We start from the raw sequence: 11,534 nt of genomic DNA, 5'->3' as shown, positions 1-11,534 counted from the left end.
CGCGAGGGACAGGATGCAGGTGCCGCAGACGATCAGACGACTGACGGAACGGGTCGAAACGCTGACGATCGTGGTCATCCTGATCGTTGCAGGGGCGCTCTGGGCCTTCGTCGGATTGGTCGACGAGATGATCGAGGGCGATCTTCATGCCTTCGACGAGGCCATTCTGATGGCGCTTCGCGTTCCCGGCAACCCATCGGATGCGATCGGCGGACCGCAGGTGGAAACCGCGATGCGGGACCTGACGGCGCTGGGCGGGATCACGGTGCTGACGCTTCTGACGCTTTCGGTTCTGGCCTACCTGCTCTTGCGGGGAAAACGAGCCTCGGCGCTGTTTCTGGCGGTCGCGATCGTTGGGGGCCAGCTTCTGTCACACGGGTTCAAGACCCTGTTTTCGCGCCCCCGGCCGGACCTCGTGCCGCATGGCGTGGATGTCGCGACGGCGTCGTTCCCGTCTGGCCACTCGATGATGGCGGCGGTCACCTATCTAACGCTTGCGGTCATGCTCGCCCGTCTGGACGGTCATACGAAGGTCCGGGTCTTTTTCGTCAGCCTTGCCGCGATCCTCGCCCTCGCCGTGGGTGTGAGCCGGGTTTACCTTGGCGTTCACTGGCCGTCCGACGTGCTCGCCGGATGGACGCTTGGCGCGGCGTGGGCGCTCCTCGTCTGGCTGATCGCGCGGTGGCTGGAACGTCGTGGGCGGATCGACCGCGAAACGGGTGGCTGAGGGTCAGCCACGCCGCGATCCGACCTCGTCCAGCACGCGCGCGATCAGAAGCGCGGCCCCACCGAGGATGAGCGAGCGACCCAGCGAGTCGGTGATGTTGCTCGGCGCGAACGCTTCCACCCCGTCCCGGCCCCTGATGGCGGCCCGACGCAACCGGCTGGCCGCGTTTTCGTCCCCGTTCCTGCGGGGCTTCGGCACGTTCCCGATCCGGGGTTTCGCGGCGATGAGCGCGACTCCGAGCGCGAGCATCCCTCCGGCATAGAGCATCGGCGCGAACCGGTCATTCGACACGGCCTCAAGGGCCTTGTCCGGCGTTTCGAAATGTTTGGGTAGCTGAACCGTCATACTGATCTCCTTTCGCAAGGAAACCCACGAAGCCCGGCTTCCGTTCCGCGAAGGGTGGGGTGACGGTCTTGCCCAGCGCGCTAGGTGCCGATGAACGCCGCGCGCCGTTCCAGTAGCGCCGCGCAGAGGTAATCGACGAAAACACGGACGCGACGGACTCGTCGAAGGTCGGAATGAAGCAAGACCCAGATCGACCGGGACTCGTCCAGCGTCGTGCCGGGAACGCGCTGGAGTTCGGGGAAGACGTCGGCAGCCCAACCGGGAAGGATCGCCATCCCCGCACCGGCGCGCGCGAGGTGCATGTGCATCTCGGGGTCGGGGATCGAATGTCGTATCCGCGCTTCGGGATAGGGCGAGGTGCGCACACGCTCCAGAAGCTGCGTCACCGGACCATAGCCGATCCATTGAAGCCCCTGTCCCTTCGGGCCCGCTTTCGGCAGCATCCGGTCGAGGTAGTCGCGCGCCGCGAAGATCCCGATGGAGGCGGGGAACAACTTGCGCCCCACGACATCTTCATCGACCTCCGCCACCGTGCGCACGGAGATGTCGGTTTCCAGCTTCTCGATGGAATCGACTGAGAAAGAGAGCTGAAGCTCGATGTCGATCTCGGGGTAGAGCGCCGAGAAATCGGCGAGGACCGGCGCGAGAAGAAAATGCGCGTTCACCGGGTCGGCAGACAGGCGTATCAGGCCCGACGCTTCGCGGTCCAACCCCTGCACGGCATTGAACCCCTGCAAAAGGGCTTCTTCGGCGCTCAACGCTTGGGGCAGCAGGGTCCGTCCGGCGGCTGTCAGTTGGAACCCCTCGGTCCCGCGTCTGAACAGCTGCACGCCGAGTTGGGCTTCGAGTGCTTCGACCTGCCGTCGAACCGTTGCGTGGGTTCCGCCCAGTTGATCGGCGGCGGCACGCAACGACCCGTGTCGGGCGACCGCAAGAAAGGCGGGCAGGGATTTCCAGTCAAGCATAGGTGGAACGTTTTCGATCCATCGTGGAGTTTTTCGGACAATATTCGGATAATTTGTGATCCGCTAGGTCTTCTGCGTCAAGCAAACACAGGAGACGACCCATGCACCCGACAGCCGAAACCCTCACCGCGTGGAGCATTACCGCCTACGGTGGCCCCCAGACACTCGCGCCGGTCACACGCGACCTTCCGGCCCCCGCGCCGACCGAGTGCCTGATCCGTGTTCGCGCCTCGGCGGTCACCCGTGCCGACGGCATGATACGGGCGGGACTGCCCCGCTTCGCCCGCCCGTTCATCGGTTGGTCGCGCCCGCGTCACGACCTGATCGGGACGTGCCTGTCGGGCGAGGTCATCGCCGTCGGGAACCGGGTCACGCGCTTTGCCGTCGGTGACGAGGTCTACGGCATGGCCGGCATGTCGTTCAGCGCGAATGCGAGCCACATCTGCGTGGACGAGGGTGGCGTGCTCATGCACAAGCCTGCCGCGCTTTCGCACGAAGAAGCCGCCGTGATGGGGGATGGGGCGACCACCTCGTTCAATTTCCTGCACAACGTCGCCGAACTTCGGGCTGGTGAGAAAATCCTGATTCTCGGCGCTGCGGGGAGCCTTGGAACGGCCGCCGTCCAGATCGCCGCCGCCATGGGGGCCAATGTTTCCGGCACCTGTAGTGCTGGCAACGCAGGCCTCGTCGCGTCGCTCGGTGCAGGCCGGGTGATCGACTACAGGCTCGAAGACTACGCGAAATCCACGGAACGCTACGACGTGGTCTACGACACGCTCGGGATCAGTTCGTTCCGCGAGGCCCGGTCCGTCCTGACCCGGACCGGCCGATATGTCTGCCCGGTTCTCGGCCACCGGAATGCTGAAACCCGAGGTTCAGCGCGCCATGCACGCCAAACTCGTCGATCTCGTGGAAGCCGACCGTTTCGCGCCCGTGATGGATCGCAGCTATCCGCTGGCCGAACTGGTCGAGGCGCACCGGTACATGGAAACCGGGCGCAAGCGCGGCAACGTCGTCGTCGTTTGACGAATGCCGCGGACCTTGGCCCCCCAATCCCAAATTCACCCATCCGCGCCGGGCATAGGGCGCCATCCCATCCGACAGAGGACCAAAACCATGACAAACGACCTGAACGCTCACCGTCCCGCCGCACGCCTGTTCGGCATCTTCTTCATCTTGGCCTTCGCGAGTTACGGCGCAGGCTCTGAATTCGTCGCCTCGGTCACGCGCAATCCACTGGGACTCGAAGGTGTTGCGGGCATGAAGACCTCGCTCCTGATCGGCGTGCTCCTGATGGCTGTCGTCCACTCCATCGTAAACATCGGGCTGTCGGTTCTGGCCTTTCCGGTCCTGAGCACCATCAATGGATACGTGGCACGCGGCTACCTTGCCGCCGGTATCGCCGCGACGACCACCGCCATCGTCGGCGCCCTGTTCGTCGCACTCCTCGCCCCGCTCGGTGATGCCTTCGTGGCCGGGGAAGGTGGCGGCCATTTCGAAACCATCGCTATGCTGCTCGAGCGCGGGGGCTTTTTCGGCTACCAGATCAGCATGACGCTTTGGGGCGTCGGGGGGCTCATCCTGTGTTCGGCGCTCTTCATCGGGCGTCTGGTGCCGCGTGCGCTGACGGTGTGGGGCTTTGTCGGTTACATCGTCTTCATGGTCGGCACCGTGGCCGAGATGTTCGGATACGGCATCGGTCTGTTGCTTGCCCTGCCCGGGGGGCTGTTCGAACTGAGCCTGAGCTTCTGGTTGATTTTCAAGGGCTTCAATCTGCCCAAGACGGTCCTTTGACCCGCGTCCGGGCCGGCTTCGGTCGGCCCGCAAATGCATCGTTCCGCGTATGAGCGACCCTCGGCGCTGATCCGCGATCAAATCTTGCGTCCCTCTTTTCCGCGCCTTCTGTATGACCGGGACAAGCCGACCGGGTCTGGTCGCCACCAAGATGACAGACCGTTTCGGACTTGGAAATCAGCGCCACATTTCCCGCCTCTCCGCCCAGAATTCCGCACGGTCGAGCGCGTTTCGCACGCTGCGCGCCACAATCGGACGGCGCTGACACGGTTCGAGCCGATCCGCCCAAATCGCGCCATTCATGGGCAATGATCGTGCGAATTTTCGTCAAAGACTGTAGGTAAACCATACCTATGCCGCGCCCAGAACGGTCGCACCAGGGGAAGAATACCATGATGTCGTCCTGCCAGACCGCATTGAGTAAATTCGCTGCCGATGAAGGTGGAGCCGTCACGACAGATGCGGTCGTGTTCTGGGCCGGCCTCATCCTGATGGCCCAGACGGTCGTCACCGATGTTTCGCATGGCGTGATGATCGTCGCTGACGGGATTTCGGGCGCAATCGGGGAAATCGCCGCGACGAACTTGACGCTTCAGGAAATCGCCGGGTTGGCAGGGCAAGACGCGACACCGACGGCGGGCGAGGGCACGCAAACGCCGTCCTCCGGCAATCCGGGCAACGACAAGGACGTCGGGCGGGCGGGCGAGAATCCGAACGGAACGGATGATTGGGGCACAGGCTCACAGGGCCGCAGCCAATAACGGCGCTCCGTTGTGCCTGACATACTCTAGGTCGGGAAGCGTTCATGGCTGCTTCGGCGATGTCACGACCCACTGCCAACGCTGCGCTTCTCTTTTGAAGCGCAAAGCGAAATCCATCCAGAACATTTGTGATTTCAGTGGTGAGCCGTGCAGGATTCGAACCTGCGACCCACTGATTAAAAGTCAGTTGCTCTACCAACTGAGCTAACGGCCCACTGCGGAGGGCTGACTAAGGTGCGGGGGGCGGGTGGTCAAGAGAAAAAACCGCATTCTCTTTCATTCATTTCTCACGAGGCGTATATGCGCGCCATGAGCGATCTGCCGACCGATACGGGCCTGCCCTTCATGAAGTGGCATGGGGCCGGAAACGACTTCGTGATCTTCGATTCACGGGGGCGCTCGGCTGTGACCACCGAAGCTCTGGCGCGCGGGCTGGGCGACCGGCACCGCGGCGTGGGATTCGACCAGCTCGCCGAGATTCGCGACAGTGATGCGGCGGACATCGACCTCGACTTCTGGAACAGCGACGGCAGCCGGGCCGGGGCCTGCGGAAACGCGACCCGTTGCGTGGCACGGTATCTGTTCGACCAGACCGGGAAAGAGGCGCTCACGATCCGCACGACTCGCGGTGTGCTCGAGGCGCGGCTGGTGAAGGGCGAGGTTCATGTGAACATGGGCCATCCCCAGACGATGTGGGACGAGATCCCGTTGTCCAAGCCGATGGACACCGCGCATCTGCCGCTCGATGGCGACCCGATGGCCGTCGGCATGGGCAACCCGCACGCGGTGTTCTTCGTGGATGACGTGGGCGCGGTGGATGTCGAAGCGCGGGGCCGGGCGGTCGAGTTCGATCCGCTTTTCCCGCAACGCACGAATGTCGAGTTCGCCGAGGTCCGGTCGCGGGGCGAGATTCGGATGAGGGTCTGGGAACGTGGCACGGGAATCACGCTTGCCTGCGGGTCCGGGGCCTGTGCGACCGCCGTGGCCGCTGCGGAACGGGGCCTGACCGAGCGCAAGGTTCGGATGGAGGTCGACGGCGGCTGGCTGACGCTCGACTGGCGCGAGGACGGCGTCTGGATGACCGGGCCGACCGCGCATGTGTTCGACGCCACCCTGACGAAAGCCTTTCTGGAGTCGCTGTGATGACGGCGCAGCCCCCCATCTTCGCGACCCTTGGTTGTCGCCTGAACGCCTATGAGACCGAGGCGATGAAGACGCTTGCGGAAGGGGCGGGGGTCGAAGGTGCCGTGGTGGTGAACACCTGTGCGGTGACGGCGGAAGCCGTGCGCAAGGCGCGGCAGGAAATCCGGCGGTTGCGGCGTGAGAACCCCGAGGCGAAGCTGATCGTTACGGGCTGTGCCGCCCAGACCGAGCCCGAGACGTTCGCGGGTATGGCCGAGGTCGATCTGGTCGTCGGCAATGTCGAAAAGATGGAGCCTGCCACTTGGGCGCGGCTCGGCCCCGATTTCGTGGGCGAGACCGAGAGGGTTCAGGTCGACGATATCATGTCGGTCACCGAAACCGCGGGGCACCTGATCGACGGTTTCGGCACGCGCAGCCGGGCCTACGTGCAGGTTCAGAACGGCTGCGATCATCGCTGCACCTTCTGCATCATCCCTTACGGTCGGGGCAATTCGCGCAGCGTGCCGGCGGGCGTCGTGGTCGATCAGATCAAGCGACTGGTGGACAAGGGCTTCAACGAGGTCGTTCTGACGGGCGTCGATCTGACGTCATGGGGTGCCGATCTGCCGGGCGAGCCGCGTCTTGGCGATCTGGTCATGCGTATCCTGCGGCTGGTGCCTGACCTGAACCGCCTGCGCATCTCGTCCATCGATTCCATCGAGGCGGACGAGAACCTGATGCTCGCCATCGCGTCCGAGCCGCGCCTCATGCCGCATCTGCACCTGAGCCTTCAGCACGGCGACGACCTGATCCTCAAGCGGATGAAACGGCGGCATCTGCGCGACGACGCCATCGCCTTTTGCGAAGAGGCGCGAAAGCTGCGCCCCGGCATCACCTTTGGGGCCGACATCATCGCGGGCTTCCCGACCGAGACCGACGCGCATTTCGAGAACTCGCTGAAGCTGGTCGAGGACTGCGACCTGACGTGGCTCCACGTCTTTCCCTATTCCGCGCGCGAGGGCACGCCTGCCGCGCGCATCCCGCAGAAGGTGAATGGCACGATCATCAAGGACCGTGCCGCGCGTCTGCGTGAGGCGGGTGAAGCGGCGGTGATCCGGCACCTGACAGCGCAGGTCGGCCAGACCCATGCCGTGCTTATGGAGAACCCGCGCATGGGGCGGACCGAGCATTTCGCCGAAGTCACCTTCGACAGCGACCAGACCGAGGGCGACATCGTGAGCGCCACGATCAAGGGCTTTGCCAACGGTCAGTTGGTCGCCTGATGCACCCGAACCCGGCCTTCCGCAAAGCCGATACGGCCCGCAACCTCGCCTTCGCGCGCGAACGCAGTTTCGGGATCCTCAGCATCAACGGGGCCGACGGGCCGCTCATGGCGCATGTGCCGTTCAACCTAAACGAAGACGGCTCTATCGCCGCCATGCACCTCGTCCGCTCGAACCCGATTCTCGCCGCGCTGGACGCGCCGACGAAAGCCGTGATCGTGGTGAACGGGCCGGACGGCTACGTCTCGCCCGATTGGTACGGGATGGAGGACCAGGTGCCGACGTGGAATTACGTCGCCGTTCACCTGCACGGGACGCTGGAAAAGCGGCCCGCTGATGTGCTGCCGGGGATGCTTGCGTTTCAGTCCTATGCCTTCGAGTCGCGGATCAAGGGCAAGACGCCTTGGGCCCCCGACAAGATGACGCCCGAGGTGTTCGAGAAGATGCAGCGCGCCATCGTGCCGATCCGCCTGCATGTCGAGAGCGTCGACGGGACGTGGAAGCTGGGTCAGAACAAACCGCCGCCCGCGCGTCTGTCGGCGGCTGCAAAGCTCAAGAAAGGGTTCGGGCAGGAGCTCAAGGTGCTTTCGGCACTCATGCGCCGCCCCGATCTGGACTGACGAATAAGATTGGACAGGATCGCGGCGAGGCCCTAGGCTCAATGTGAAGGAGATTCACATGCCGCTGCCTCTCGTCCCCATCGCCGTCTACGCCGCGACCTACGGGTCTCTGGCCCTCGCCACTTGGAAAGTCGCGCAAAAGGTCGAACGCGGGCGTCGCGACCAGCGGGCCGAGGATGCGCTGGACGATGTGCAGGAGGGGTTGACGATCCGTCGCGAAACGGACCAAGCAAACGGCACGGCCCGCATCCGGCGGGTGTTCCGGTTTTCGGATGACGGCTCTGCCTTCGAACTGGATGCAACGCTATTGGGCCGCGTGAAATTCAAGAAGGTTCCCTGATGATGCAGCTTGTTGGTAACCCCGCCTCGCCCTTCGTGCGAAAGGTGCGCGTGATGCTGATCGAAACCGGGCAGACGGACGAGGTCGAGATGATCGAGACCGTCACCACCGCCGTCGACCCCTCGCCCGAAGCGACTGCCGCGAACCCGCTCAAAAAGATCCCGGCGCTGATCCGACCTGATGGTTGCACGCTTTACGACAGCCGGGTCATCACCCGGTTCCTTGACGCGCGTGCGGATGCGAACCTGTATAAAAACAATCGGTTGTGGGAAATCCTGACGCTCGAAGCCACGGCGGACGGCCTTCTCGATGCCGCTGTTCTCATGGTTTACGAGGGGCGCGTGCGGCCCGAAAACATGCAATACGAAGGCTGGGTTGAGGCGCAGTGGGGCAAGGTCGAAGGCGCGCTCGACGCCATCGAAGCCCGTTGGATGAGCCACCTGCGCGGACCCATCGACGCCGGTCAGATCGCGGTCGGCTGCGCGTTGGGCTATCTCGATTTCCGCCACGGCGCCCGCGAATGGCGCAAGGGCCGCGGCGTGTTGGACGACTGGTATGCGGCGTTCGCGGAACGGCCGAGCATGAAGGCGACGATGCCGACAGGCTAGGGCAGGGGTGTTATCCTGACAAAATCGCTCGCGTTTTTTCCGGTTCAGGCTGCGTCAGGACGCCACACCGCAATCCGTTTAATCCGGGCTTGAATCTCACCTTTGAGGGCTAATGCCTTCTGGACGGGTGCAATTCTAGGCGCTAAACACCGCCGCGATGGGCTACGGGCAACTGCGGCCTTCAAGGGACGTGTCAGCCGCGCACGCGGCTTGGGAAAGGGAGAAACTCTCGTGTCACACGCAGACGATCACGAAGGGACCCGCCGGGATTTCCTCTACTATGCGACCGCCGGTGCCGGCGTCGTCGCGACCGGTGCCGCCGTATGGCCGCTGGTCAACCAGATGAACCCCTCGGCGGACGTGCGGGCGCTGGCTTCGATCCGCGTCGACGTCTCGGGTATCGCCGAAGGCAGCCAGCTTACGGTTCAGTGGCTCGGCAAGCCGGTCTTCATCCGCAACCGGACGCAGGAAGAGATCGACGCGGCCCGCGAAACCCCGATCGACGATCTTCCCGATCCGATCGCGCGCAACCAGAACCTCGGTGGCGAAGAGCCCGCGTCCGATGAGAACCGGACCCTTGGCGAAGGCGAAAACTGGCTGGTGATGATGGGCGTGTGCACCCACCTCGGCTGTGTGCCCCTTGGCGACGGCGCTGGCGATTACGGCGGGTGGTACTGCCCCTGCCACGGCTCCCACTACGACTCGGCCGGACGTATCCGTCGCGGCCCGGCGCCCGAGAACCTTCCGGTTCCGATCGCGCAGTTCGTCGACGAAACCACCATTCAGCTGGGCTGAGGGAGAGAGACATGGCTGGTATCCCCCACGACCATTACGAGCCGAAGTCCGGCTTCGAGAAATGGACGCACAAGCGTCTGCCGATCGTGTCGCTGCTTTACGACACCCTGATGATCCCGACCCCCAAGAACCTGAACTGGTGGTGGATCTGGGGCATCATTCTCGCGTTCTGCCTGGTCCTTCAAATCGTGACCGGCGTTATCCTCGTGATGCACTACACGCCGCATGTCGACATGGCGTTCGCCTCGATCGAACACATCATGCGTGACGTGAACGGCGGGTTCTTCCTGCGTTACCTGCACATGAACGGCGCATCGCTGTTCTTCGTCGCGGTCTACATCCACATGTTCCGTGGTCTGTTCTACGGGTCCTACAAAGCCCCGCGTGAGATCACCTGGATCATCGGGATGCTGATCTACCTCGTCATGATGGCGACCGGCTTCCTGGGCTACGTTCTGCCCTGGGGTCAGATGTCCTTCTGGGGTGCGACGGTCATCACCGGCCTGTTCGGTGCCATCCCGTTCATCGGCGAAGGCATTCAGACCTGGCTCCTCGGTGGGCCGGCGGTCGGCAACGCCACGCTCAACCGCTTCTTCTCGCTGCACTACCTGCTTCCCTTCGTGATCGCCGCTCTCGTGATCGTTCATATCTGGGCCTTCCACACCACGGGCAACAACAACCCGACGGGTGTCGAGGTGCGGCGCGGATCGAAGGAAGAAGCCAAGAAAGACACGCTTCCGTTCTGGCCCTACTTCGTCATCAAGGACCTGTTCGCGCTGGCGATCGTCCTCCTGATCTTCTGGGCCATCGTGGGCTTCATGCCGAACTACCTCGGCCACCCCGACAACTACATCGAAGCGAACCCGCTGGCGACGCCCGCACATATCGTGCCGGAATGGTACTACCTGCCGTTCTACGCGATCCTGCGTGCCTTCACCGCCGACGTCTGGGCCGTGCAACTGGTGAGCTGGGTGACCGGCGGCATCATCGACGCCAAATTCTTCGGCGTGCTCGCGATGTTCGGTGCGATCTTCGTGATGGCGCTGGCCCCGTGGCTCGACACCTCGTCGGTCCGCTCGGGCAAGTACCGTCCGGCGTTCAAGTGGTGGTTCCGTCTGCTGGTGATCGACTTCATCGTCCTGATGTGGGTCGGCGCCCGTGACACGAACTTCCCGCATGACTGGATTTCGCTGATCGGTGCGACCTACTGGTTCGCCTACTTCCTCGTGATCCTCCCGCTGCTCGGCGTGTTCGAGAAGCCGGAGACGCCCCCGGCGACCATCGACGAGGATTTCAAGAAGCACTACCCCGACGCCCCTTCGGCGGCCGAGTGAGAGAGGATCTGAGACCAATGATCAAGAAACTCACCCTTTCCGCGGTCACCGCGATCACCATGGCCTTGGGCGGCACCGCTGCCCTGGCCGCCGGCGAAGGTGGCCATATCGAAGATGTCGCCTTCTCGTTCGAAGGACCCTTCGGCACCTATGACCAGCAGCAGCTTCAGCGCGGCTTCAAGGTCTACATGGACGTGTGCCGGGCCTGTCACGGCCTGCAATACGTGCCGCTGCGCACGCTCACCGACCTCGGGTATTCCGAGGACGAGGTGCGCGCCTTCGCTGCCGAGAACTTCGAAATCTACGAAGCCGAGACCGACGAATGGCGTCCCGCGCTTCCGCGTGACAACTTCCCGGCCGTGTCGGGCGAGGGCATGGGTCCCGATCTGTCGCTCATGGCCAAGGCGCGCGCGGGCTTCCACGGCCCCGCAGGCACCGGCATCAACCAACTTCTCAAAGGCATGGGTGGACCGGAATACATCACGGCCTTCCTCACCGGGTTCACCGGCGAAGAGCGTGAAGTGGCCGGTCAGTATCTTTATGAGAACACCGCTTTCGACGGCGGCTGGGTCTCGATGCCGCCGCAGCTTTCGGACGGGCTGGTGGACTTCGACGATGGGCACGCGAACGATGCGCACCATTTGGCCGAAGACGTCGCCGCGTTCCTGATGTGGACGGCGGAGCCGAAGATGATGGAGCGTAAGCAGGCCGGGTTCATCGGTGTGATTATGCTCGTCATCCTCGCGACGATGCTCTACCTCACGAACAAGAAGCTTTGGGCGCCGCACAAGTACGGCAAGGAACTGGATCTCTGATCCGGTCCATCCCGCTGAATGAAAA

Annotated in this window: 13 protein-coding genes, 1 tRNA gene and 1 pseudogene; 12 read left to right on the top strand and 3 right to left on the bottom strand. The window is 63.7% G+C overall.

The features are described from left to right. Positions 1-13 precede the first annotated feature (13 nt). Positions 14-727 (top strand): phosphatase PAP2 family protein, encoded by a 714-nt coding sequence (locus FCT00_RS05585; RefSeq protein WP_138422159.1) that lies wholly within the window; start codon positions 14-16, stop codon positions 725-727. 3 nt (positions 728-730) lie between these two features. Here the strand turns inward: FCT00_RS05585 and FCT00_RS05580 are convergent, their stop codons facing one another. Both FCT00_RS05580 and FCT00_RS05575 read right to left on the bottom strand, forming a co-directional pair. Beyond that, entirely contained in the window at positions 731-1,072 is a 342-nt protein-coding gene (locus FCT00_RS05580; protein WP_138422158.1) for a hypothetical protein, read from the bottom strand. A gap of 80 nt (positions 1,073-1,152) precedes the next feature. Continuing rightward, the gene (locus FCT00_RS05575) at positions 1,153-2,037 is read right to left on the bottom strand and encodes a LysR family transcriptional regulator (protein WP_138422157.1); all 885 of its coding nucleotides are present in this window, start codon (positions 2,035-2,037) and stop codon (positions 1,153-1,155) included. Between the two features lie 101 nt (positions 2,038-2,138). Here FCT00_RS05575 and FCT00_RS21790 point away from each other — a divergent pair. The 3 genes and pseudogenes from FCT00_RS21790 (at position 2,139) to FCT00_RS05560 (ending at position 4,592) form a co-directional block, all read left to right on the top strand. Further along, positions 2,139-3,063: pseudogene (locus tag FCT00_RS21790) on the top strand (NAD(P)-dependent alcohol dehydrogenase). Between the two features lie 90 nt (positions 3,064-3,153). Further along, positions 3,154-3,831, top strand: a complete 678-nt coding sequence (locus FCT00_RS05565) for a DUF4386 domain-containing protein (RefSeq protein ID WP_171042893.1) — start codon at positions 3,154-3,156, stop codon at positions 3,829-3,831. A 416-nt stretch (positions 3,832-4,247) separates the two neighbouring features. Then, positions 4,248-4,592, top strand: a complete 345-nt coding sequence (locus tag FCT00_RS05560) for a hypothetical protein (RefSeq protein ID WP_138422155.1) — start codon at positions 4,248-4,250, stop codon at positions 4,590-4,592. 138 nt (positions 4,593-4,730) lie between these two features. On the opposite strand, the gene FCT00_RS05555 is transcribed toward FCT00_RS05560, so the two are convergent. Then, positions 4,731-4,806 (bottom strand) — tRNA-Lys (locus tag FCT00_RS05555). Positions 4,807-4,901: 95 nt separating this feature from the next. Between FCT00_RS05555 and dapF the strand changes: the two genes are divergently transcribed. The 8 genes from dapF to FCT00_RS05515 all read left to right on the top strand — a co-directional run bounded on the left by dapF (position 4,902) and on the right by FCT00_RS05515 (position 11,509). Then, positions 4,902-5,735, top strand: a complete 834-nt coding sequence (dapF, locus tag FCT00_RS05550) for a diaminopimelate epimerase (protein ID WP_138422154.1) — start codon at positions 4,902-4,904, stop codon at positions 5,733-5,735. After that, entirely contained in the window at positions 5,735-6,997 is a 1,263-nt protein-coding gene (mtaB, locus tag FCT00_RS05545; RefSeq protein ID WP_138422153.1) for a tRNA (N(6)-L-threonylcarbamoyladenosine(37)-C(2))-methylthiotransferase MtaB, read from the top strand. The genes dapF and mtaB overlap by 1 nt, the downstream gene beginning before the upstream one ends. Continuing rightward, a complete protein-coding gene (locus FCT00_RS05540) occupies positions 6,997-7,617 on the top strand; it encodes an FMN-binding negative transcriptional regulator (RefSeq protein WP_138422152.1) in 621 nt (206 codons plus the stop codon). The genes mtaB and FCT00_RS05540 overlap by 1 nt, the downstream gene beginning before the upstream one ends. Positions 7,618-7,675: 58 nt before the next feature. After that, a complete protein-coding gene (locus FCT00_RS05535; protein ID WP_040884946.1) occupies positions 7,676-7,957 on the top strand; it encodes a hypothetical protein in 282 nt (93 codons plus the stop codon). A 2-nt stretch (positions 7,958-7,959) separates the two neighbouring features. After that, complete coding sequence (locus FCT00_RS05530; RefSeq protein WP_138422568.1) at positions 7,960-8,565, top strand: glutathione S-transferase; 606 nt, start codon at positions 7,960-7,962, stop codon at positions 8,563-8,565. A 231-nt stretch (positions 8,566-8,796) separates the two neighbouring features. Then, positions 8,797-9,360 carry a ubiquinol-cytochrome c reductase iron-sulfur subunit gene (gene petA, locus FCT00_RS05525; RefSeq protein WP_138422151.1) on the top strand — a complete coding sequence of 188 codons (564 nt, stop codon included), beginning with the start codon at positions 8,797-8,799 and terminating at the stop codon, positions 9,358-9,360. Between the two features lie 11 nt (positions 9,361-9,371). Then, positions 9,372-10,694 carry a cytochrome b gene (gene petB, locus FCT00_RS05520; protein ID WP_138422150.1) on the top strand — a complete coding sequence of 441 codons (1,323 nt, stop codon included), beginning with the start codon at positions 9,372-9,374 and terminating at the stop codon, positions 10,692-10,694. 17 nt (positions 10,695-10,711) lie between these two features. Beyond that, positions 10,712-11,509 (top strand): cytochrome c1, encoded by a 798-nt coding sequence (locus FCT00_RS05515; protein WP_008332856.1) that lies wholly within the window; start codon positions 10,712-10,714, stop codon positions 11,507-11,509. Positions 11,510-11,534: the final 25 nt, after the last annotated feature.

The organism is Maritimibacter alexandrii (assembly GCF_005871115.1).
Taxonomy (GTDB): domain Bacteria; phylum Pseudomonadota; class Alphaproteobacteria; order Rhodobacterales; family Rhodobacteraceae; genus Maritimibacter; species Maritimibacter alkaliphilus.
The sequence above is the reverse complement of the archived record's forward strand: the minus strand, read 5'-3'. Positions and strand labels throughout refer to the sequence as shown.